The organism is Alteromonas sp. KUL106 (assembly GCF_009811415.1).
In the GTDB taxonomy this organism is placed as follows: domain Bacteria; phylum Pseudomonadota; class Gammaproteobacteria; order Enterobacterales; family Alteromonadaceae; genus Alteromonas.
This window is the reverse complement of record NZ_BLIG01000056.1, coordinates 1-24,315: the sequence shown is the minus strand read 5'-3', so window position 1 is coordinate 24,315 and position 24,315 is coordinate 1. Positions and strand designations below refer to the sequence as shown.

The 24,315-nt window shown below is 45.7% G+C and carries 17 protein-coding genes; 5 read left to right on the top strand and 12 right to left on the bottom strand.

Features of this window, described 5'->3' with window-relative positions; translation table 11 throughout:
• The first annotated feature begins 24 nt into the window (after positions 1-24).
• The gene (locus GVO63_RS18420) at positions 25-3,180 is read left to right on the top strand and encodes a glycosyl hydrolase (RefSeq protein ID WP_159581821.1); all 3,156 of its coding nucleotides are present in this window, start codon (positions 25-27) and stop codon (positions 3,178-3,180) included.
• 228 nt (positions 3,181-3,408) lie between these two features.
• Here the strand turns inward: GVO63_RS18420 and GVO63_RS18415 are convergent, their stop codons facing one another.
• The 6 genes from GVO63_RS18415 to GVO63_RS18390 all read right to left on the bottom strand — a co-directional run bounded on the left by GVO63_RS18415 (position 3,409) and on the right by GVO63_RS18390 (position 12,018).
• A complete protein-coding gene (locus GVO63_RS18415) occupies positions 3,409-4,137 on the bottom strand; it encodes a HugZ family protein (protein WP_159581819.1) in 729 nt (242 codons plus the stop codon).
• The gene (locus GVO63_RS18410; RefSeq protein WP_159581817.1) at positions 4,115-4,933 is read right to left on the bottom strand and encodes a heme ABC transporter ATP-binding protein; all 819 of its coding nucleotides are present in this window, start codon (positions 4,931-4,933) and stop codon (positions 4,115-4,117) included. The genes GVO63_RS18415 and GVO63_RS18410 overlap by 23 nt, the downstream gene beginning before the upstream one ends.
• Positions 4,934-4,947: 14 nt before the next feature.
• Positions 4,948-6,051, bottom strand: a complete 1,104-nt coding sequence (locus GVO63_RS18405) for an iron ABC transporter permease (protein WP_159581815.1) — start codon at positions 6,049-6,051, stop codon at positions 4,948-4,950.
• Positions 6,048-6,959 carry a hemin ABC transporter substrate-binding protein gene (locus GVO63_RS18400; RefSeq protein WP_159581803.1) on the bottom strand — a complete coding sequence of 304 codons (912 nt, stop codon included), beginning with the start codon at positions 6,957-6,959 and terminating at the stop codon, positions 6,048-6,050. The genes GVO63_RS18405 and GVO63_RS18400 overlap by 4 nt, the downstream gene beginning before the upstream one ends.
• An 86-nt stretch (positions 6,960-7,045) precedes the next feature.
• Positions 7,046-9,283, bottom strand: a complete 2,238-nt coding sequence (locus GVO63_RS18395) for a TonB-dependent hemoglobin/transferrin/lactoferrin family receptor (protein WP_159581801.1) — start codon at positions 9,281-9,283, stop codon at positions 7,046-7,048.
• Positions 9,284-9,894: 611 nt separating this feature from the next.
• Entirely contained in the window at positions 9,895-12,018 is a 2,124-nt protein-coding gene (locus GVO63_RS18390) for a TonB-dependent siderophore receptor (RefSeq protein ID WP_159581799.1), read from the bottom strand.
• A gap of 281 nt (positions 12,019-12,299) precedes the next feature.
• On the opposite strand from GVO63_RS18390, the gene GVO63_RS18385 reads away from it, so the two are divergent.
• Both GVO63_RS18385 and GVO63_RS18380 read left to right on the top strand, forming a co-directional pair.
• Complete coding sequence (locus GVO63_RS18385) at positions 12,300-14,186, top strand: TonB-dependent siderophore receptor (RefSeq protein WP_159581797.1); 1,887 nt, start codon at positions 12,300-12,302, stop codon at positions 14,184-14,186.
• 10 nt (positions 14,187-14,196) lie between these two features.
• Positions 14,197-14,676: a DUF6314 family protein gene (locus tag GVO63_RS18380; RefSeq protein WP_159493526.1), complete on the top strand. Its 480-nt coding sequence runs from the start codon at positions 14,197-14,199 to the stop codon at positions 14,674-14,676.
• A gap of 18 nt (positions 14,677-14,694) precedes the next feature.
• Here GVO63_RS18380 and GVO63_RS18375 read toward each other — a convergent pair whose 3' ends face one another.
• The 3 genes from GVO63_RS18375 to GVO63_RS18365 form a co-directional block, all read right to left on the bottom strand.
• The gene (locus GVO63_RS18375; protein ID WP_159581795.1) at positions 14,695-15,558 is read right to left on the bottom strand and encodes a DMT family transporter; all 864 of its coding nucleotides are present in this window, start codon (positions 15,556-15,558) and stop codon (positions 14,695-14,697) included.
• Between the two features lie 150 nt (positions 15,559-15,708).
• The gene (locus GVO63_RS18370; RefSeq protein ID WP_159581793.1) at positions 15,709-15,912 is read right to left on the bottom strand and encodes a hypothetical protein; all 204 of its coding nucleotides are present in this window, start codon (positions 15,910-15,912) and stop codon (positions 15,709-15,711) included.
• 141 nt (positions 15,913-16,053) lie between these two features.
• Positions 16,054-16,932 carry a LysR family transcriptional regulator gene (locus GVO63_RS18365; RefSeq protein ID WP_159493523.1) on the bottom strand — a complete coding sequence of 293 codons (879 nt, stop codon included), beginning with the start codon at positions 16,930-16,932 and terminating at the stop codon, positions 16,054-16,056.
• A gap of 108 nt (positions 16,933-17,040) precedes the next feature.
• Here GVO63_RS18365 and GVO63_RS18360 point away from each other — a divergent pair, with 108 nt between their 5' ends.
• A complete protein-coding gene (locus tag GVO63_RS18360; RefSeq protein ID WP_159581791.1) occupies positions 17,041-17,787 on the top strand; it encodes a hypothetical protein in 747 nt (248 codons plus the stop codon).
• A gap of 58 nt (positions 17,788-17,845) precedes the next feature.
• Here the strand turns inward: GVO63_RS18360 and GVO63_RS18355 are convergent, their stop codons facing one another.
• Entirely contained in the window at positions 17,846-19,009 is a 1,164-nt protein-coding gene (locus GVO63_RS18355) for an AI-2E family transporter (RefSeq protein ID WP_159581789.1), read from the bottom strand.
• A 363-nt stretch (positions 19,010-19,372) separates the two neighbouring features.
• On the opposite strand from GVO63_RS18355, the gene GVO63_RS18350 reads away from it, so the two are divergent.
• Positions 19,373-22,210, top strand: coding sequence for a PAS domain S-box protein (locus GVO63_RS18350; protein ID WP_159581787.1), 2,838 nt, complete (start codon positions 19,373-19,375; stop codon positions 22,208-22,210).
• 83 nt (positions 22,211-22,293) lie between these two features.
• On the opposite strand, the gene GVO63_RS18345 is transcribed toward GVO63_RS18350, so the two are convergent.
• Both GVO63_RS18345 and GVO63_RS18340 read right to left on the bottom strand, forming a co-directional pair.
• Complete coding sequence (locus GVO63_RS18345) at positions 22,294-23,367, bottom strand: ADP-ribosylglycohydrolase family protein (protein ID WP_159581785.1); 1,074 nt, start codon at positions 23,365-23,367, stop codon at positions 22,294-22,296.
• Between the two features lie 218 nt (positions 23,368-23,585).
• The coding region (locus GVO63_RS18340; RefSeq protein ID WP_201281934.1) for a lipase at positions 23,586-24,315 on the bottom strand (730 nt) is incomplete at its 5' end.

Sequence of the window (24,315 nt, the reverse complement as noted above, 5' to 3'; positions counted from 1 at the left end):
AAAAAACACGACAAGGCACTATCTATGGTTTCACAGAGACTGGTTTCTCGGAAAATGGTGGCAGCTTTTGCTATTTGCGTAAGCGCACTTTCTAGTTTCTCGCATTCTGCATTCGCACTTGAAGATACAGTTAACCCTGAACTTTTCGATAAAATGGAGTATCGCTTTATTGGGCCCTATCGCGGTGGGCGTTCGGTAGCGGTTACAGGGGTTGAAGGCAATACCAACCTTTATTTTATGGGCACCGCAGGTGGCGGTGTTTGGAAAACCGAAAACGCGGGTTTATCGTGGAAAGCCATATCTGATAAAACTTTCACAGTGGGCAGTATTGGTTCTATCGCCGTTGCCCCCTCAGATCCTAATGTTATTTACGTAGGTACGGGTGAAGGCCCTATTCGAGGCGTAACCACTAGCCACGGTAAAGGTATTTATAAATCTACTGACGGCGGTGAAACATGGAAACTGGTAGGTTTAGATAAACGCGGTCAAATCCCCAAAATTCGCGTACATCCAACCAATCCCGACATAGCCTGGGCGGCGGTACAAGGCAATATTTGGGGGCCTAATGAAGAGCGCGGTATATTCAAAACGGTAGACGGCGGTAAAACATGGCAGCACGTGTTAAAAGTGAATGCCGATACCGGCGCCGCTGACTTAGCAATCGATCCCACTAACCCCAGGATTCTTTATGCCAGCATGTGGCATCACGGCAGAACGCCTTGGTTTATCAAATCAGGCGGCGAGGGCGGTGGCCTTTATAAGTCAACGGATGGCGGTGAAAACTGGGATAAGCTAGAAAAAGGGTTACCTACGCTTATTGGTAAAGTGGGTGTGGATATTTCCGCATCTAACCCGAAGCGCCTGTACGCCATTGTCGAGGCTGAAGAAGGGGGCGTCTATCGCAGTGATGACGCTGGTAAGTCGTGGTCGCTAATGAACGGCGACAATATTCTTAAGGCCCGTGCGTGGTACTACAACCACATCAAAGTTGACCCTAACGACGAAAACACCCTTTATGTTATGAATGTGCAGCTGCACAAATCTATTGATGGCGGCAAAACGTTCGAAACGGTTTCATTACCCCATGGCGATACCCACGATATGTGGATAAATCCTGAAAATAGCTTGAATATGATCAACGCTAATGACGGTGGCGCAACGGTTACCTTTGACGGCGGTGAATCGTGGTCAAGCATTTACAACCAGCCAACGGCGCAGTTTTATCGCGTCATTACCGACAACCTAAACCCTTATTATGTTTATGGTGGGCAGCAAGATAACTCAACCATGGCAACCCCATCTGAAACCTGGGGAGACGGCATGGGAATAGAAGACCAGTTCGCCGTGGGCGGCGGTGAAAGTGCACACATTGCGTTTAACCCTGACGATCCAACCCTCATTTACGCGACTACCATCAATGGGACACTCACTGAATACAACCGCGAGACCGGGCTTACGCGCCCCATTATGCCTTACCCTGAATATGTGTTTGGCAGAAATGCGCGAGATCAAAAGTACCGTACCAACTGGAATGCTCCAGTGATAGTGTCAAAGCACGATCCTGACACCGTGTACTACGGCACCCAAATGATCTTAAAAACCACCGATCGCGGTGTGAATTGGCAGGAAATTAGCCCGGACTTGACTCGAAATGAGCCAGAAAAACAAGGGCTCAATGGCGGTCCAATAACGAATGAGCAAGCTGGTGCTGAATACTACAACACGGTTTTCTACATTGCTGAGTCGGCAGTTAACAAAGGTGAGCTTTGGGTGGGAGCCGATGACGGTAAGCTGCATATAACCCGTGATGAAGGCAAAAACTGGAAAGATATTACCCCTCACAAAAAAGAAGCGCAGGTTAATGCCATAGAACTTAGCCCTCACGCACAAGGCAGAGCTTACGTTGCGGTAGCAGGCTATAAATTAAATGACTATACGCCATATATTTATAAAACCGACAACTACGGCAAGCGTTGGAAACGTATTGACGAAGGGCTGCCAGAAGACGCCTTTGTTCGCGTAGTGCGCGAGGATACAGAGCGCGAGGGCATGCTGTTCGCGGGGACAGAAAGCGGCATGTTTATTAGCTTCGACGACGGTAAACACTGGCAAGAACTAGACTTAAACCTGCCGCCCGTAGCGATTACCGATATGCAGGTAAAAGGTGATGACCTAGTTGTTGCAACGCAAGGGCGAGGTTTTTGGATATTAGATGACATAAGCCCGTTGCGTGAAGTGCATAAATCACTTGATGGCGAAGCGCTGTTTCAGTTTGAACCCGTTGATGGTATTCGCTTGTTATCCGGTGGCGGCATGACCGACCAGCCACAAGCGAAAAACCCGCCGCGTGGCGCTACCTTCCGCTATTACCTGAAAGACGCGTTAGAAGAAGAACAAACGCTACGCATTGATATCTTTAATGCAGACAACGAACTGGTTCGCACACTATCATCTGCGCCTAATGCATTTGAGAAGTGTGCGAAGGGTAATGAAGACGTTCGCAGCCCCGTTAAATTTAAACACCCTTCAACGAAGGCGGGTTATAACGAGTTTGTATGGGATCTTCGCCGCGAGCCGTTGAACTGTATTGATAACGTAAAACTGTTTGGCGGTTGGAACGGTGCCCGTGTTATGCCGGGAGACTACAAAGCGAAAATCACAGTAGGTGAACAGTCACAAACCCGTGCGTTTAAAGTGCTTCCAGACCCAAGGGAAGAAGCGGATAAAGCGCAGCTTCAAGTGGTCGAAAAGAGCATTCAGGCAACAGAAGCCTTACTGAATGATTTGTTTGCACACCTGCAAAAAGCCCGTGATGTAAGAGCTCAACTCAATGGTGTTTCTGGAGACAACGTGATGCTAGCTAGCGATGTGTCAGCGTCAATTGAACGCATTGTTAGCGCAATCGATGACTGGGAAGCATTAGTTATACAGCCTAAACATCAAACTTTTGAAGACGACATCAACTGGCCGAATATGCTCGACAGACAAGTACGCTTCTTAATGGACAACTTCGACAGAACAGGGGCGCCTGCACAAGCTGGTGCACTGAAAAGGTTGGAAGACTTAGAGGCAAAGTGGCAGCAATATAAAGTGCAGCTAGAAACCTTATTTGGCGAAGAAGTGAAACCATTGAACGAAAAGCTCTCAAAGCAAGGCGCGTTTGATTTAGAGCGCTTGTAACAAGGCAAGAAAATATTATCTTGGCTAATGCTATAAAACTGAAAAGCCGGAAGTGATGAAACACTTCCGGCTTTTATTTTCGTTTTTGAACTTGCTTGTCGTGCGATAGGAAACACTGTCTAAATAAAAAGTTTTCGAAATAGAAAGTGGCTTTTTATAATTTTCAAAAAAATTTTCTAGCAACGTCACTTTCATTTAAAACGTTTTTTATTTCTAGTTACCTTGAAGCTAAGCGGCCTGCGCTTTTCTTGCGCGATTAGTTAGCCTAACTAGCTCCATGCGCACATCTTCTTGTTTGCTGCACACATTCTCAAAAGGCACGTAATAGTTTTTGTTTTTCGAGCGAATATAAAAGCCGTCGGTAACGACACCTGTCATCAAAGGTGCTTCGTCTTCTATACCGTGGTGGTGCGTAAGAATTAAGCTCATCGCGTCTTGATGGTCGTCGTTCATGTGCTCAATCATGTTCTTTTCAGAAGAAAAGTCCCATGGGCTTGCCGGGGCATTCCACTCTTCTTGTTCTAACCAGAATATCTTACCGAAGCCTCCGATAAAGCGAACGCGAATAACGTCCATCTGCCATACTTTGAAGTCGTGAGCTTTTTTGTAAGACTCAGCTTCAGGAAAACGCAGTACATATTGCTCAAGTACTTCTGCGGCTTTATCACCTTTAAGTGGCGTCGCGTCGCCTACAAGGGTTACTCGGCCGTGCGCATTTTGATCGCCCTCTTGTGCTTGGTGATACACCGTTAGGCTCATGCGGCTGTCTTTTTCTAAATTTTTAGCATGCTGCGCAATATCGCTTATGTAGAAATACAGCTTACCTTCACTGCAACTAATAAAGGGGGAAACCGAACCAAACGGATACCCACGTAGGTTGTATGAAATGGTTGAAATAACGCCCGTTTCACAAGCGCGAAGTAATGCTTTTGCGTCAGTTAATGCTTGCGTTCTCATTAAGGAGCTCCTTGGGTTGAGAAAATATCATTGGTATTTTTAGGTCTGGGTGAGGCTGTATATGCATGTTAGTACGATACACAGGCTCTAAGAATTCGGGTGTAAGTACCTCGCTTTTAGGGCCGTAATTAATAAGCTCGCCACCGCTTAATAGCAGCACTTCATCGGCATACAGTGAAGCAAGGTTTAAATCGTGAATGGCGACAATGGCGGTATTACCCATGCTAGTAAACTTGCGTACCAACTGCATTAAATGATGTTGGAAGTTGAGATCTAATGCCGATGTTGGCTCGTCAAGCAGCAGCAACTTACTTTCATTGTGACTGTTGAAAGCATCAAGCTGAGCAAAACAACGGGCAATGTTTACCCGTTGAAGCTCTCCTCCTGAAAGTTGACCTGTGTGTCTGTTGGCTAACTTCTGTAAGTTGAGGTGGTTTACGTATTCAGCCACTCGCTGCTGCTTTTGCTGCTCCGGCTCGTTAATAGCAAATCGCCCCATAGCAATAAGTTCAGGCACGCCCAGTTGAAAGTTAAGCGCGCTTTGCTGTGTCATTACAGCGCGAACTCTTGCTAGCTCAGTTTCTCCCCACTCGCTTACCCGCTTACCTTTAAAAGTAAGTTGGCCCTGGTATTTTAGGTTACCTGCCATTGTGTGAATGAGCGTTGATTTACCCGCGCCATTTTCGCCTACCAACACCACTAACTTGCCTGCCGGAATTTGACAGCTTATGTTGTTTAGCACGTTTCTATGGCCGCGCTTTACCGTTATTTTATTAAGTGAAAGTATATTTGCCATGGTTACCTTCCTTATTAATAACCGTCGCGGCTTGGCATTAATTGGCGCCTAAGCATCCAAATAAAGACCGGCGCGCCGATGATGGCCGTAACTATGCCGATAGGTAGCTCGGCAGGCGTAACAATAATTCTGGCAATCCAGTCTGAAGCTAACAGCACAAGCGCCCCTAGCAGCATGCTTACAGGCATCATGTATTTAAGATTTGCGCCCACCAATAGGCGGGAAAGATGGGGAATAACAAGGCCAAGAAAGCCCACCAACCCTGTTAATGCCACCGCGGCCCCAACACCAATGGCTACAAAAACAACAATTTGGTTTTTTAGGTTCTTTATATTTACGCCCATGTATTTGGCTTCTGATTCGCCAAGTAGCAGTAGGCTCATCTGCTGCCTTTTGCTCCATAGCCCTAAAAGGCTTAAAAGCAGTAATGGCATAGCTTGAACCAGTGATGACCAATTAGCGCCCGCCAGCGACCCCATGGTCCAGTAGTTTATTAAGCGCAGCGAACTGTCGTCTGAGTAGAAGCTTAATAGGCCGATAAGTGCGAACCCAAGCGCGTTCATGGCAACACCAACAAGAATTAGTGACGTTACCTGCACCCCTTGGTCGCTTTTAGCGAACTGATACACCAAAAGTGTTGCTATAAGTGCACCTGTGAAAGCTGCATATGGAAGTAGCAGCTCGGCTTTAATGCCAAACTGCGTTTGCAGTAAAGGGCCAAGCGCAATCATGCCAACCGCCATAACGGCCGCACCCGAACTTACGCCGATAACAGATGGGTCGGCCAACGGGTTTCTACATAGCGCCTGCGTAGCAGCACCTGTTTGGGCAAGTACCGCACCTATTAACATACCTAGGCAGAGCCTGGGTAAACGTATTTCACTTATTATGTTCAGTTGCAGCTGACTAATAGTGTGCCAACTGTCGGGCAATGCCCAAGCTATAGCAAAACGAATATCCCAGCCTGCAGGCCCAAAACTTAACGACGCCACACTAGCTAACAGCAATAGCACCACTAACCCTGCTAGCCAAAACCCAACTTTTCTTTGATGACTTTCAAACCAGTTGTGCCGAATAGCTGGCCGCTGTGACCGTGCTGAAAAAGTTAACGTGTTCATAAGTTTTCAAGCTGATAGTTTTTAACGGTAGCGATGGCGTCTGCCAGCCTTGGGGTCATACCTAAAGACTGAAGCGAGTCCATTACCAGTAGCTTGCATTGCTGCGCAGCCTTAAGCAGCGATAGGTTTGGGCTTTGGCAGAACTTTTCCTTGCCGCCTGCCCCCATAACGACATGACGCGGTGCTACTAAGAAGTCTGGCTGGTGTAATGCCAACGCTTCATTATTGATGCCCTTAAACCCAGTGTGCTCAGACGCTATATTTTCAATTCCGGCGTAGTTGAAAATTAATTGAGGAACCGTTTCAGAGCCCGCCGCTATAAGGCCGCGATCTGACGCCGACAATAGAAATACAGCTTTGACGGAGGGGGGATTATTCGCAGTTTCGCTTAGATTTTCGCTAGGCAGCGATGCATTAAACTTGGCAATAAGCTGTTTTGCCTGTTCAGCTTTTCCAAGGTCATCACCAAGTTGTTTTATTAACGCCACTAGGCCATCGGTACTGGTAGGTTTGTCGTAAACCACTACCTGCACACCCGTACTTTCTATTTGTTTTATTACCTCTTCTCTACCTACACCTTCTATGGCCAATATTTTATCAGGCGAAAAAGACAGCACGCCTTCTGCAGCAAGCTCTCGGTAGTAACCGACCATTGGCAGCTGTTTAACTGCTTCGGGGTACTGGCTTGACTGGTCTACGGCAATAACACGCTCTCCAGCTCCCAAGGCAAAAACTATTTCAGTAATGGTGCCGCCTGCGGTAATTAGTTTTTGATGGTGTGTACTTTCTTCTGAACTGAGTTCCTGCGTATTGGGCGTTGCTGGTTTGATGGCGTTAGCGCTGGCATGGGCACTAAACGTAAATATCAAACCAATAAAAGTGTAGAAAAGTAGCTGCTGTTTTTTCATAAACCTAGTTCCTGATAAAGGCTAAATAGGTGCTGAGTTACACCTGTGCCGCCCTAACAGGCAGCGTAGGTGTTCACTGTACGTAGTTAGAATGAATAAGTTACATTTACCGCCGCGTTAATGCCCGGTTGAGTAAGGAAGTTGACGTTTGTTGCATCGCTTACTTCTAGGCCGCGCACCTCGGTTCCGCTCCAGCTTTTGCGGTCGAAAATATTGAAGATGCCCAGATTTACCGTAAGATCTTCGCTTACGTTATAGTTGGCTAACAAGTCGAATTGTGCGTATCCAGGTGCTTCAAATAGTCGAGGTTCAGCAGGGTCTTCAGGCTGATTTTGTGAGTCGAAGCGCTGTACAAAAGTACCAATAAATTCAACCGACCAAATGTCGTTGCTGTCGGTATAACCTATACCCACTACCGCTTGCGGTGGCAGAATTGACTCAATTTCTTGACCCGTGACTTCATCTTCGCTTTCTAACCACGTTAAAGCGCCTTGTAGCTCCCAGCCGTTTAGGCCGGAAACAGACTCGCCCAAGAACCAGGTAAATTGCGCATCAATACCCTCAATAACCACAGAGTCACGGTTAGTCGCTTGGAACTCGAGCAGCTGGGTAGCAGGGTTGAAGCCAACCGTCGCTCTAGATTCTATGAAGTTATCGTAGTTGTTGTGATAAGCACTTACGCTCCATTTAACGGCATCAAGGCGTTGCCTTACCCCTACTTCCCAGCTTTCAACACTTTCTGGTTTTAGGTTTGGGTTGGGTAATGACGTGTAGCCACCTGCGAAGTTGGTAAAGCCCACGTTCAAGTCATCGAAAGGCGGAATGCGAAACCCTTCTGCGTACTGCAACCATACACTGGTTGAGTCGTTCAAATCGTAAATTGCACCTAATTTCATGGACAGCTGTGAATCTTCAAACGGCACTACATCAACACCTGGGTTCGCATTATTGAAAATTTCGTCTGGATAAGGGTCTAGCTTAAATTCATCGTAGCGAGCCCCTGGGCTTAGCGTAAGTTTACCGTCTAGTAGCGATATTTCGTCTTGAACGAAAAACGACAGTTCTCTTGCTTTTGAAATAGGAAAGTCTCTCGCAGGGAACACCGAGAACTCTGGCACTACGGCGCCAGTTCCGGCCACAAACGTAGTGCCTTCTCGCAGCGCTTCACTGTTGGTATATTGAAGTTCACTGCCGTAAATAAGGTGGTGTTTTACATCACCTGTAGTGAATTGCTTGTCCAGCTGCATAATTACCCCTTTAACCGTTTGGTTAAATTCACTATCACGGGTTCTGCCTAACTGTACGGGTGTTGGCTCTTGCATTGATGCAGCACCAAAACGCCCCTCACGGGTTGCTTGAACGCTATCTGTTTCTTGCCAATAAACGCGTGTTAGCACCTTATCGAAAAAGGTCGTTTCGTTGCTATAAGTGTGATTTAGTTGAAGACGTGTTCTGTCACGCTCGTCAATACCACGGCTTTCTGTAATGCGTACACCTCGCACGAAAGTATCGACTTGCGACAATACGTTAGTTTCGGTTTCGCCTTGCAGGTAGTCAGCAAGAAACTCGAGTCGGTGAGCTTCGTTTGGTTGATAGATAAGTTTAAGTTGTGCGCTTTCCGTTGAATTGTCTTGCGGGTTTGTGGCGTTGCGTTCAAGGCCTGTACCTTCGTCGTCAAAATAGTTCTCTGTTTCAGAACCGTTTCGCGCGGTAGCGTTTAAAAGCCATTGCCAATCGCCGTTTCTGCCATATAACTGTGCGTTTGTCATCCACTCATTGGCAACGGACGCATAGCCAACTTTTACTCGCCCGCCCATTTGTTCGTCTTCAGCTAAAAGCTGATTCGGATCTTTACTGATGAACGATACCACCCCACCAATTGCGTCGCTTCCATATAATGTAGATGCAGGGCCTCTAATGATTTCAACGCGATCTACCATATCCACATCAATGAAGTCGCGGCGAGCGGACAACCCAGGGCCAAAGCTGAACTCATCGGCAATAGGCGCGCCATCAAGCAGCATTAACACGCGGTCGGCATTAATGCCTCGTATATTGAAGCCAGACAATCCAAAGCGCCCGCCACCTTCAACAACCACACCGGGTTCAAATCGCACCAAGTCACGAATGTCGGTTGCTACCATTTTATCCATTTGTTCAGCGTCGATAACGCTTACACTAGAGGCGATTTCATCTATGTCGGTGTCTAAGCGAGAGGAAGTAATGGTAATTTGTTCGAAGTTAGCATCTTCGAATGTGTCTGCAATTGAGGCGGAACTAATACCAGAAAACAGTAAAGCGAGTGCGATTTTAGAAAATTTCATGTGTGTTTAACCCTACAGCTGATGAGGATGTTAATGAGAACTATTATTATTTGCATTAAGTTAGCACGAAGTTTTCGGGATTCAAATAGCTTTAATAAACTTTTTTGTGGTGAACGGTGGATAGGCAGAAATGCCTTGCGTGAATTTTGAGAACTCGAAATGCCGTCAGCAAGGCACATGCAGAAGATTTAGGCCGCTAACAAATTTGATATAAACAAGGCCTAAAAACAGACTTGTGAACAAATTTTAATTTTGACGGCACAAAAGAATTACCGAAGAGGGCATTAGGCTGAAGAAATAGAAACTGGAACAAATTTGGGAAAGGACACACCTGCACAAGCTGGTGCACTGAAAAGATTAGAAGACTTAGAGACGAAGTGGCAGCAGTACAAAGTGCAGCTAGAAACCTTGTTTGGCTAAGGGGATAAAACTGAAAAGCCAGAAGTGATGAAACCCTTCCGGCCTTCATAACGACCCCTTAGGGCAGCGCTTGTACGCCATTTATACTGCGTTGACTGTTTTTGATTTAGGCCCACTAGACCTGTAAACAGTCGCCTTGCCTAAATGGTGTACAAACTGCCGCAAAAGTGCACAGCAAAGATCAACACGCCCTAGAACTGGTACTTAACGCTTACCGTATAGTTAGTCGGTGAGCCAGGCATGGTCCAAAGCTGATGGTATGAGTTCTCAAAGTAATCTCTGTCGAACAGGTTATTCACGTCAAATCTCATAGAAAGCGCATCGCTGATATTCACCGACCCTGCTAAGTTCACAAGGGTATATGACGGCAAAATGAATGTTGGGTCAGTGGTTTGTCCTAAGCGGTCGCCCACGTAGCGCATAGTCACACCAAAAAACGCTTCTTTTTCAAATACGCTAGTGAAATGGTTAAGCGAGATATACCCCGAGTGTTTAGCAATGTTGATTAAGCGTGACCCCTTAGGAATAGGCACGCCCCAATCCAAGTTATTGACTTCGTTCGCGGTTTTAGCGTCAATGTATGCGTAGGCCATATCAAGGCGAACCGTTGAAGTAAGGACTGTCGTTAACTGAAACTCAACGCCCTGGCTTTCCACTTCACCTAGCGTGGCTGAAAAGCCGGTGTTCGGTTCTGCGGTTAACATGTTGGTTTTTTCTGCATCAAATATAGCGATGCTACCTGAGAACATATCAGCTATGTTTTCCCACTTAGCGCCTACCTCGAATGACGTGGTTTGTTCGGGGTCAAACGCGTTGCGATCAGAATCGAGGCCTGGGTTGGGTCTGAAACCTTCTGCATAGCTCGTATATAGGCTCAAGGTATCATTAATTTCATAGACAACACCAAAGCGGGGTGTCAATTCTGTTTGCGCTTGTTCTTGTCCTGTGTTGCTTAACTTATTAAAAATGTCTTGCTCGAACTTGTCCACGCGAAAGCCGACGAGAAGTTTGGTCGAATCATTCACTTCGATAACGTCTTGAGCGTAAAAGCCCAACCCTTTTTGCTTTTCAGCGGTGAGTGTAGTGGGCGTTACGTCAGGTCTGAAAATGGTATAGTCTGGATTTTCAGGGTCAATGCTATACGTGGTATCACCCGCTCCCCACGCAGTGCGCCAACGGCCGTAGTCTGTATTGATGTGGTAATTATAATAGTCCAAACCAAACAAGACGTTATTTACCATGCCAGCCACGTCTACCACGCCACTCAATTCGAAGCGTAGTGATGAGTCTTGCGCTTGATAGTCGCGGGTTCTACGTTGCCTTGAAAGTATAGATGGGTCGGTATACAAAAGCTGACGCCCCTCTGACAGTTCGGTATCTGAAGATTGTCCTTTAAAAGATGAATCTCTGTAGGCAAAGCCACTGAGTAAATGCCAGTTGTGATTCAACTCGTGATTTAACACTAGCTGATGTCCAAAGGCTTTAACTTCATGGGCGCCGTCTCTGATATCACCGTAAAAGGCGTCGGTGTCTGCGGCGTCAAAGTTGTTATCCAAAATGAACACACCGCGATCAAAAGGTTTTTCCTGATCCAATATTTCCATCTGGTAGCTTACGCTGGTGTGCTCAGAAATGTTCCAGATAAATGAAGGGTTAAGGTTCAAATTCTTGAAAAATACATTATCGCGATAAGTATCAGAGTCTTCGTATGAACCGTTAACGCGATATGCCATATCTGTATTTATGCCGTTTGTGTAATCGAACTCTACTTGCTTCTTATCAAAATTACCTACGGTACCTTGGATGTAGCCTTGCTCTTCAAACTGAGGTTTTTTGGTGATGACGTTAATGGTGCCACCAGGCTCTCCTTGACCATATAAGGCTGAGCCTGGGCCTTTCATAACTTCTATTGTTTGTACGTTAACGGTGCTTCTATTACCGCTGTAGCCACGCACGTTAAAGCCGTTTATCAGATACCCTGACGGGTTATTTTCATCACCTGAAAAACCTCTGATAGCAAAGCTATCAAACATACCGCCAGAGTTGTTTTGTCTAACAATAGTGGGCGAAAAATCTAATGCGTCGATAAATCGCGTGACCCCTTCATTCGCTAATGTATCGGCAGTAATTCGGTCGATTGCTTGGGGAGTATCGATTAGCGGTACGTTGCCACGGTAAGGCTGAAAGTGTCTCTTTACCTCAATGTGTTCAAGTTCATCGTGGGCGCCCTGATGAGCTTTTTCATCACTTTGTGCAGCGGCATTTACAGATAGCGCAATAATGGAAAAAATAAACGGTGTTTTAAGGTTAAGCATATACAGTGAAAATCGCTTCTTCGGCAATGTAATAAAGGCTGATAATGTTATGTTATCTCATTTCTTTTGGCAAGCGTAAGGACGTTGAAATACTGGTCCAAACTCACCAATACAGCGTTTTCCTCTGCTTACTAATGCTATACACTTCGCGCTTTTATTATTCTTACGTGCTGATAACTACAGCAAGTACGTTCCGCCTTATGTGCATTCAACCTTATTTAGCGTGAGGTTAAGCAATAAGGAGTTACTTGCACTCCACAAATATTGAACTAGGACACTGAATGCGTCACACAACCCTCTTTTTATTCGCTTGTACGTTACCTTTTACATCCATGGCCGCCGAAAATGTTGACACCTCCGTCGCTAACGGTAGCGTGAACAGCAACGAACAAGGCGTAGAAAGAATTACGATAGAAGGTGCAGCGACCGCGAATAACAAGCCGGTAGGTACGTTTAATTCACCGATATCAAATTTGGAGTACGACCCGCGTGTTGATTTACAATCAAGGAACATGGCAGAGGCTCAGGCCGATGTCACCATTCGCGGCGGTATATTTGAAAACACAGGGTTTCGGGTGGGAAGCGCAACGCTTATCGACCCGCAAACAGGGCATTATTTTGCTGAAATTCCTATTGCGCCAGAAATGTTGACGAAGCCAAGTATTTTCACGGGCGTTAATAACGCGCTTTACGGCGTAAATAGCTCTGTAGGTACAGTGTCTTTCGGCTGGCGGCCGCTTCAAACTTCAGGCAGCGTGTCTTTGGGGGTGGGTAATAACAATTTCAATTTGCAGCGTGTACACGGTGCAGTAAAGCACAAGCTTGATGATTATTCTGGTTGGTCTGTAGGGATGGAAGGGGAGTATTCACGCTCTGAAAGTGACGGCACTATTGCTAATGGCGATCACAATTTCGAGCGCGCGTCGGGGCGCGTTCAATTGGCGAGCGAGGTCGCACAAACGGATCTTTTCTATGGCTACCAGCAAAAGTTCTTTGGCTGGCCTAATTTGTACACGCCTTTTAACGTTAATGAAACGGAAGACATTGAGACCCGTTTGGTCATGCTAAATCACAAACAGCGCTACGGCGAGAAGAGCTTGGGAAATACCTTTGAGGTATCAGCTTACTACAGAAAGAATAACGACCATTACGTATTCTCTCGTGAGAACCCTGAAGCGTTTCAGGCATTTCATGAAACCGAAGTGAAGTCACTCGCACTCTCAGGTATACACCGCATACTGCCAGACTTTGGTATCAATTACTCTGCACAGTTTACTGCCGATGACATTACATCAACCACGCTAGAAAATAATTTCACCTCTCGAGACTATTACAAAATAAGCGTAGTACCTGAGTATCGAACTCAGTTGAACAGCAATGAATCGCTCACCGTTCGTTTGGGGGGAACGTTTGACGATACGAATCGAGACGATGACCGTCTGTCTTTTGTGGGCGATATTAGCTGGCTAACCCAAAGTGGCAACAATGCCTCGCGCACACTCTATCTTTCGTTTGCAGAGGCGACGCAAGTAGCGGGTTACACGGCTATAGGCGGCAGCACCACAAGCGGACTATTCAGAAGTAACAATCAATTACAGCGAGAAGTAAGTAAGAACCTAGAGTTCGGGGCGTCATTCGATCAATCATCTTTCAAGATCGACACCGCTGTTTTTTATCGTTGGGATAACGAATTAACAGACTGGACATATAGCTTCGACGCGACCTCGGCGCGCAGTGCAAACCCGGTTGACATAGAAACCCTAGGTGCAGAGATTATTGCTGTTAAACGGTTTGATAGCGCAGATGTGGTGGCCAGCTACACCTATTTAGATAAGTCTGAAGACTATGGTATTGATGGTGTGGACGCGAGCTTTTACGCGCTGAACTATCCGCCGCATCGCGCAACCCTCGGCCTAGTATGGTTTGCTACTGATACGCTTGAAGTTCGTGTGGACAACGAGTGGCGCAAACAAGAAACCAATGCACTTAGAAGCGGCAGTGATTCGGCATTCTTCTCCCATGCCACTCTCACATATTCACCGGCCCAGATTGAAGGGTTAAACCTAGTATTGGCGGTGGATAATTTGTGGGATGAGCGTTTTGAAGAAATTCCCGGCACGCCCGGCCGTGGCGACCAGTATTCTGCCACCGTTACTTATTTTTGGTAAGAGAAGTGCAATGAAAGAGAGCCCCCCGTATACCTTAGAGGACTTTGCTGGACGATGGACGCTAACGCGCAAAATCATCCAGCAAAACGGCGACGTATTCACCTTTTCAGGCGAGGCTGAATTTAGCTGGCTAAAAGGCAAAGAACACAAAAGCGAGGGCCACAAAAATAGGGGGAGCTTCCAAGAAGAGAGTAGCGCCCTTGCGTATTTTGAAAAAGGTGAAGTCATTGCGCCTAACGGAAGCGTTATGCCCGCTGAACGTCGGTATTTCTGGCAGCAGCCTCAAACAGGCTTCTTCGAGGTGCTATTTGACGATAAGCGTTACTTTCATACATTTAGTGCGATCAATCCAAGTGCTGAGCACTTATGCGGCGATGACAATTACGTCGTGCGCTATGACTTCACAGCTTGGCCCGTGTGGCGCTCGACATGGCAGGTGATTGGGCCGCGCAAAGACTATACTATGGTGAGCGAATATAGCCCTGTATAGCGTTGGCTTTGTTAAGGCTTATGTTTGCCCCTGTTTTTGCGCGTATTGATGAGACATCCAGAGAGCAATAGCGATGATGGCGCCGCCAACAAATAGGCGAGAAAAGTCAGTGTCTTTTTGCCAAAGCAATAAGTTAACCACGAGCCCCGCCGGAATAAGCGCATTGTTCATGATGGCTAACGCACCGCCAGAAACCTTTAGCGCGCCTTGGTTCCAAAAATAATAACCAAGCCCCGACGCCACAATACCCAACCACAATAGAACCCCCCATTGCTCGGTATTCTGTGGCAGCTGACTTGTGTTGCCGAATAGAAAAAACGCAGGTAAGGCTATGGCTAGCGCACCTAAATAAAACCACGCGAACACGTTGTGATAGGGCACTTGGGTTTCAAAGGTAGAGGTCAGTTTTTTATAACCCACTTGTCCTAATGCAAAGCAAAGGTTAGCGCCTTGAACAACGGCAAAACCAAACCAGAAGTTATCAGTAACGCCATTAAAGCGAATTATCGCTGCACCTGCGGTGGCGATCAGTGCGCATAACAAATAAAAAGGGGTAAATCGTCGAAATAGAGCGTCGTTTAAAATAGCGACATAAAGCGGCGTGAAAATGGTGAAAAGCAGCACTTCAGGAACAGATAGATACAAGAAGGAATGATAGAAAAAGATATACATCAGCCCTAATTGTACAGCGCCTAAACTCGCCAAAATCGCTTTTTGCTTGGCGCTTAGAAGAGATATTTTAAGAAACGGAAGAAACACCGCTGCAGCCAGAATAATGCGGGTTAGCACAGCAAAGTAGCTATCTACCGCGCCCGCCAAAAATTCGCCGATAAGTGAAAAGGAAAATGCCCATAGGACAGTAACTGCAACAAGGTAAAGCACGCGACTCTCTTCTTCAATTTTCTACCAAATAGTACGCGCGCTAAAGTATTTCAAAGCACCGCTTTAATCAACCTTTGGTTGAAGATGCTCGCAAATACCCCTAGGGCGTGTTGAACTGCTGCAAAAGTGCACAGCAAAGATCAACTCGCCCTAATGAACCGCGCTGGAGACCACGGGTGCCGGTGTGGGTTTGGCTTTTTTATCAGCTTTATTACTGTCCTTAAATTCGCCTGCTTCCTCAACCAAGGCCGTCATGGCGTCAATAATATCTAAGAAACTCGATAGCTGTTCCGGCGTCAGGCCGTTAGATAAATTTTCGATTTTATTGATGAGTTGTTTAGTAGGAAGGCGCATAGTGTCAAAATCCCGTTGTTATTACCGTAATATTAATCAGTAAATCAATAATCTTGCCAAGTTTTGACTCGGTTTCATTTTTTGATATAAGAGATGAGAAAACACGCTTAATTCCAGATGGCTACGTCAGGTTATTCGACGTTAACTAACGGAAACATCTCCTTCAACGAGCGCTCTTTTAGCCATTAAGGCATCGGTTAAAAACTGCATCAGCAATTTTACCTTGGGTTGGTCATACAAATCAGGGTGAGTGAGAAGCCAGATATCGTATTTCAAAACGGGCGTGCTTCCCGGCAATCGAACCAGGTCGGAATGCGGGTCGCCCATGAAGCATGCAGCTCTTCCCATACCAACGCCATTTAAAATAGCGTGATATCTGGAAATGATGTCGTCTATTGCAATGCCAATAGGCACCTCTGGATAAGGGGATTCCGCTAACCACTGTGGCCAAACTTCATTCTCTAACGGTGCAATCCAGCGCCAGTCTTTCCGGGGTGTATTTTCACAGTAATCTTTGTGTGCATAGAAGCACAAGCCCAGCTTGTAAAGTCGCCTTCCAATTAAGTGTTCGGGTAACTTAGGTGCACCACGTATTACGACATCCGCTTCGCCCTTATCTAAATCGGCAAATGTTGTTGAGCTTTTTACTTTCAATTGAATAGACGGGTATAGCCGAGTGAACTCACCCAGTTCTGAAGCTAGAAGGAACTGCGACATGGGCTCGCCCAGTGAGAGCGTTATCGGGCCTGCGAGCTTTTCATTGCTTGCGCAGTAACGTCTTTCAGAATCGCGAATAACATTTTCAACCTGCATGGCGGTAGCGACAAGCTGCTCGCCAAAAGGAGTAGCACGATACCCGCCAGGAATGCGCTCGAAAATATTGGCGCTATATTGCTTTTCCAATAATGCCAGGCGTCTAGCCACCGTAGTGTGAGTAGTTCCTAAGGCAACTGCGGTCGCTCTAAGGGTTATTGACCTGTGAAGGCCAAGAATTAGTGCGTAATCATTCCAATCTTTCATGGAACAATAATGCACCATTGTGAATAAAAAACAAACCGTGTTTTGAGTTGTTTCACTTGCTAATGTATTCGCTAAGTTGCGAAGTTTACTATCGAAGAGAGCGTTGATATGTCATTTAAATTTATAAAAATCATTGGTTTAGTTTTATTGTCGTTTTGCTTTTGGTTTGCTTCGCCGGTGCTTGCTAAAGAAAAAGAGGCCGTGTTTTCGGTGCATTTTAATCCGGGGTCCGTGATGCAGCTTATTGCCCCTGTGACCGAAGCGGAAAAGCGTCCGCTGCGTGATAAGTATTTTGAATTAGGGGCTCAAACAGCACGTGAATACGGATATACCCAAAACGGGGTACTTGTTGTTGAGAAAACGCTGATAGGCGGGTTTAGTCCTAATGTTTTTGTGGTAAGCCAGTGGTCTTCACTTAATGCGCAAAAATCATTTCAATCATTGCCACTTTTTAGCGAAATAAAGGCATTAAGAAGGGAGGCATGGGAGGCACTAAAGCTTTATGACTATCAGGTAAGCAAGCCTACAACACTGACATTTTCAACAAACAAAGCATATTCAGTTTCATTGGCTTGGGTTAACCCTAAAGCGCCTAACGACTACTATGATTTTATAGACAGCTTGGCGAAAAAAGCGGAAGGGGTGGGAGGTAAAGTAATATCCGTAACTCATGATATATCTCTAAGCGATCATAACCCCTATGCCGTAGCGCCGCAGCAGATTGTGATTTTAGAGTGGAATAGCGCGAGTGATATCGAGGCGGTTCTTAGCTCGCCCGAATATGCGCCTCAGCGAGAAAAACTTAAAACGGGTACGGTGGAATTTGAGCTTCATGCTGTGCGCCCAAGGATATAGTGATAATCACATAAGCCCTTATCGAAAAAAATGGTGTATAAACACAATGCGTAAGCCGCTATTTTGATTCAATAAGCCGAATCCAATGATTAAAAACTCCCAAATTTTCGAGAATAATTTTAACGCACATGAGAATGGGGACAGCGAGTAAAACACCGACTACGCCCCATAGCCAGCCTGTTATCGCTATCCAAATTATAATGATGAGTGGGTTGAGTTGCATACTTCGACCCAAAACAGCCGGCGTAATCAATTGAGACTCAATTATATTCAGTGTCAAAAAGATACCCGCTGGTATAAATGCATGACTTGCAAGTCCAAACTGAACAAGGCCGACAACGAGTAACACGAAGCAACTTGCAATACCGCCCAAGTAAGGCACAAAGTTCATTAAAGCAACGAGTGCTCCCCACAGAAGTGCGTCTTCAATTTTTAGGTAGTGAAATGCGCAAGCTGTTGCCAGCCCTAGGCAGGTGTTTATGATGCTAATTGTCACAATATACGAAGAAAGCTCTCGCTGAATTTGGTCTACTAAGACCAGTGCTCGCCTCTTATCGGTAACGACGGGGAAGTCTCTTATGAAAACGTGAAAAAGGTTAGGACCGAAGACTAACAAAAAAAAGATCAACACGATGCACCCTAAAATTTGTGCTAACAAAAAGGGGGCGCTGCTGAAGACGTTTAAGCCCATATCAATGCTACTTTGCTTGATTTTGTCTTTCACAGAATTTGCTGTATCTGCCTTTGAAACGGGCGTTTCAGGTTCACTGTCATCGCCAAACCAGTCAAAAATAGAAGACTCTTTTTTTACGGGCTCCGTTACAGGGGGGGAAGTATACGCATCAATACTATTGCTTATTTCTTCAATCTCGTCGGTAATTTCTGCGGCTATTTTAGGAAGAGAGTGCATCCAGCGCTCGGCAGGCTCTGCAAGCTCAAGGGTAAGTAAAGTGAAAGGGGCGACCAAGAGGGCAATCAATGCTCCTGCTGAAATTGTCCGTGGCACAAACACTTTCCTCGCAACAGCGACAAGAGGGCTTAACAGTAAAGCGATAAACGCGGAAAAAAATAGCGGTATGAGTAGCGATTTCGCGAGATACAGAGTGTATATAACAGCGAAGATGACCAGTGTGTTCAACAGTTTAGTCTGTTTGGCTATTTTGGGGTAAGCACCAATTAAGTTCTTTCTTTGTTTGTCTTGATTTGAGCCAGCGTTATCCATGTCTTAGCCTTTGATGAGTTGTAATCTTCGCGCAGAAGTTGCTACATTTAGCATGTGAATATTACGAAAATTTCATAATTAAAGTTCAATGAGTACCCTGGTGTCATCCATTTCTTTATCACGTTTTGTGGGATGAACTGTGTGCTTACCGTGTTTTTATTTTGAGCTTGAATACCAGTAAACAGGAACGTTTTTGCGCCGCAGATTGATGTGTGTCTCTTAGTTGAATTTACTTTGTTGACGCACTAATGAGAGCCATAGCGCCCATGTATTTACGGGACACTGAAACAAACCATGGTAAAACGTTAGCCATATCGCGCTTTCTACTTTAGTATTAATTTTTCAGTATTGTTTGAGGGTACTATGCCTGAGCTACCGTGTGAGGCTGCGTCATCTTTTACTAACGATATCCCCTTTCAAGCTCTCATAGAAAATATCACTGATGCAGTAATCCTGGCCGATATCCAAGGACGCATCATTTACGCGAACAATAAAGCGCAAACAATTTGTGGGCGTCAAGAGCCTAATTGCCTTGAGGGCTCCGTGTTTAGTTTGTTTCCTCAAGTGCATATGCCCCAGATAACTCAGCAATTTGAACACGCTTTAAAGCAAGAGCCGGGAGAGCCAATAGAAATACGTTTTGGTGTAGATCGTTCTTGGTTCAAACTGACCATTTTTCATGTATCAACCGATGTTGTCGGGTTTTCTTTTCACGATTTTTCGATGAAGCGCAGGTTGCAGATTATTTCCCAATCTCAGCGGGATGCCATGCGTCAGGCGCTATCTGGTGCTAAGTTAGAGGATATATTGACCGTGTTGGTCAACGCTGTGGAAAAGGTCACTGATTTTCAGGCCGTCAGCGGTATCTCTTTAGTAACAGAAAATGGGCTATCACTCACTTGTGCTGCGGCGCCCTCTATGCCGAGTGAAACCTGGCAGTATTTTGAGAGAATTACGATTGATGAGCTGACGCCTCTAGGAAAGTGCTGCCAAACCCGTGAGGTGGTTAGCATTCACATTAATGAACAATCTGATTTTAATGACTTTAATCTTTCCTCTCGGGCATTAGGGCTTCAATCATTTTGGTGCCGTCCTATTTTATCTGCCGAAAGTCGCACTGTACTGGGCACGTTTTATTTATTTCATCGCGAGCGTTTCACCCCGTTACCTGACGATATTGACGTTGTTAACGCGCTGTCAAAAACGGCGGCGATCATTATCGAACGCAACAACGAAAATCTTGCTCGACGCGCTGCAGAGACAGCATTGTTGGAAAACATTGAGTCTTTCAACAAGCAGCGAAGGCTTTATGAAACCGCCCTGTCTAATACGCCAGATTTACTCTATATCTTCGACCTTGAAGGTCACTTTACCTATGCGAACGACGCACTGCTACAGATGTGGGGGCTAACTTGGGATGAAGCTATAGGAAAAACCTGTTTAGAGTTAGGTTACGAACCTTGGCATGCCGACTTGCATATGCGAGAGATCAGACAGGTCATCGAAACAAAACAACCAATTCGCAGCGATGTTCCCTTTACCGGTACCCACGGTCGCCGTATATATGACTATATTTTTGTGCCTGTCATTGGTGAAGACGGAAATGTTGAAGCCATTGCTGGCTCCACAAGAGACGTGACCGAGCGTAAACAAGCCGAAGAGATGGCAAAGCGTGCTGAGTCGCGCAGACGTCTGGCGTTGGAGGCTTCACATAGCTTTGGTGTTTGGGACTGGGATATCAAGCAAAACATTTTTACAGCAGATGAACGATTGGGTGAGTTATTTAATTTAAGCAGCGAACAAGCAGAGCAAGGTGTCCCTATTGAGGTACCCACTCAGTACATTCATCCGGATGATTTAGAAGCAAATAATGCCGCTATTCAGGAAAGCATTGATAATGGTTCCCCCTATAATCAGGAGTACCGCATCTTACAAAAAGACGGGACTATTCGTTGGGCTTCATTTAGAGGCCGCGTTATTTACGACAGCGAGGGCGAACCAGAGCGTTTTCCGGGCGTAGGCGTTGATACGACAAGAGAGCGCAATGCGATAGAGGCACTTCAAGAAGCCGACCGGAGAAAAGACGAATTTCTCGCTACACTAGCCCACGAGCTGCGAAACCCGTTGGCGCCTATTCGCAATGCGTTAGAGATTTTACAGTCTAATGATTATAGCCAGAGTCAAAGATCTGAAGCTTTCGGGCGAGTTGACCGTCAAGTGAATCAGATGATTAGGTTAGTCGATGATCTTATGGACGTGTCACGTATTACCCGAGGGAAAATTAGAATTGACCGTGAGCCAGTGAATCTATGTGAAATTTTGGGCACGGCTATAGAGACTATTCAACCTCTTATTGATGAGAAACGACATACGTTAATTGTAGAGAAAATGGCAACGCCGCTATGGGTTAACGGTGATCTCATTCGATTGTCACAAATTTTCTCGAATATAATTAACAACGCCGCGAAATACACCCCCTCTGGCGGAAAAATAGAGGTTCACGTTAGCAGTGATGACGGCATGGTAAACATTTCTGTTACAGACAACGGTGAGGGCATACCGCCCGACAAACTCACATCAGTTTTCGATATGTTCACGCAGGTGGATGGTGCTCTTGAGCGCTCTCAAGGTGGACTAGGCATTGGGCTTACCTTGGTAAAAAGGCTTACGGAACTTCACGATGGAAACGTGAGTGTTTATAGCGATGGTTTAGGCAAAGGCACTAAATTTGAAGTCGTACTGCCAATTTTAAATCAGGTTCCTATATCAATCAGCAAGCGCAAAAAGGTTGAGCACTTGGCAAAGGCGCCTTCAGAAAAACTCAGTGTTTTAATTGCAGATGACAATCAAGATTCTGCGATTACCATGGGATGGATTTTGGAGGCAAAGGGATGTCAGGTGCAAGTGGTAGAAGATGGGCCTTCAGCATTAAAGGCAGTAGAATCTTTTACACCAGATCTGGTGATGTTGGATATCGGTATGCCAGGAATGAATGGCTACGACTTATGCATTGCACTTCGCAAAAATGCCGCCTTGAAACATGCTATATTTGTAGCGCAAACAGGGTGGGGGCAGCCATCGCACATGCAGCGCTCTAAAGAAGCCGGGTTTGATCATCACTTGGTTAAGCCTTTAGATTTAAGCGATCTAGAACCCATTGTCGCCCAAGTTTGGCAAGAAAAAATAAGGCGAAACCAATAACTCCCTTCGGGGGCGTTTTAGAACAAAAATGATACTGCAAAGGTCAACCGCCTCTAGGGAAGGTATGAATTTTTTTATGTAACTCACTTCATATCAAGGGCGTCGATTAGCGAATTAAGCTTTTTAGTGTCGGTTAATTCGCTAAATAAAGAGGTTATTTCCTCTCCTTTGATTAACCCCATTATGGCGCCCAACACAAAACCGCGATGTACGTTGTCACCGCCTACATTGGTGTTTGCCATCAGTGCTTTTTTCGGGTTATCAGCATAGCGATATGCGAAATATAAAACGGCGGGCCAGGCGTCTGAGATATAACATGCTGGCGAGTACATACGCCCGACTATTTCAATATCGCTTTTGTTCTTTGCCGTAAGAGAGGCCAGATTCATACTTGCCGATTTACGGGCAATGTCCTCTACAATGTCCTGTGCTGATTCATTTTCTCTGTGCACTAGCTTATAAATCAACTCAATATAGAAGTCGCATACTGACGCCAATGATGCATCGGGGTGAGTTAAAAACAGATGACGACGACAACATTGCTTTATATCTTCAAGCGCTATGTTTCGCACAGCCTGCACGACAGCAAGGGGCGTGACTGACACAAAAGCCCCTATTGAAGCTGTATCATGTGTCACAGCTCCACACTTATCCGCAGGAATGCCTTGTTCCAGATTTGCAAAAAAGCCTCTGTGATAAGACTCGGCATAAGTGTCGGGATGGGTGGGGACGTCAGCGCGCATAAAATTAATGTATTGAGATAAAAACTCATGAGCGTCATACCCTTTGAGTGCGCACGCTAAAACAATGCGGGCGCAGTGCGCGTTCACTGTGTTTTCTCCGGCTTTCATACCCTGATGGTAGTGAATATTATCTTTGCCCCAGTATTGCCTTTTACCTTTAAGAATAACTTCACCCACTATCTCTTTTTGACGAGATGATGCCTTATTTGCTCGACCGCCTTGCTGTGTGGAATGTAGCGACATGATGGAGGAAGGGTGAAATGCAGGTGCATCCTCAAATTGTTCTATTCCTAATGGAAACGCTTTGAAAATATCAGCAGGGTTGTAATACCAGTGCACTGGCATAGCAAGTGCGTCGCCGATGAACGCATTTTTAAGCGCGGCTTTAGCGCGCTCCAATTTCAAAGAGGACATATTTCTCTCGCTTATATGATAACTAGCGGTAACGGATACTAAATGAATGAACACTAACGTTTACGCACGAGAGATATAAAGTGATCGATACATGTGCTACACCAGCGCATAAGTGGAGATGAAGTCTTCGATAGATGGCGATTACAGGCTTGCTCTTTGCTTTGAACGCTCTCTATGGGGGGACTGAGAATGCCTTTTTAACGGCGCAGCACTGAGCGTTAATGATCGTCGAAAAGGGATTTGTTGCGGATATATTTTCGCATATAGTGATAAGTGATAGGACGTAAGAGCCAGCTTTTTAGAGACATTAAGAATCGTCTATGAGTAGGGGTGTTCTCATAAATTTTATCATCATGTAACCAAAGCATTTTACCCACGTGCCAGAAGTAAAAAGGAAAGGGCGGCATAAATGTGATTACGTCTAGGTCGCAACAAATGCGGTATGTCCTGTGATGCAACATGTAATGTTTGTACCACGAGCGCGTGCCAACGGCTGGCTGCCCAAAGGTAACCACCCTTTTTACTGACTTCGGGAACCGCCTTTCGAAATAATCGGCCATGAGTACGGCGACCGCACCACCGGATGAATGACCAATAAACGAAAACCTTTTGCCTTGGGCGCGAAGGGGCTCTAGCACTTTGACGAGTAATTCTCTTAACGGTAAAGCGTCATCTGACGTTTTCGTGCTTGAATACATGGGCTGCGCTAGTAATCTGGCGAACCCCCAATGAACAAGGAAGCTTCTATTTAATTGACGCAATTTGTAGGGTATAAAAAATAAATTAGCAAACCAATCTTTAAAGCCCAGCGAACCACGAAAAACGATGATGACTTCTTTTTTGTTCTGAACCCATAATATTCTTACGCTCATTCTGCCGTACTTATCGACGAGATGACGTTCATGGAAGGGGTCTAGTATTTTTTGGTATTGTGCGTCAGCATCCGGG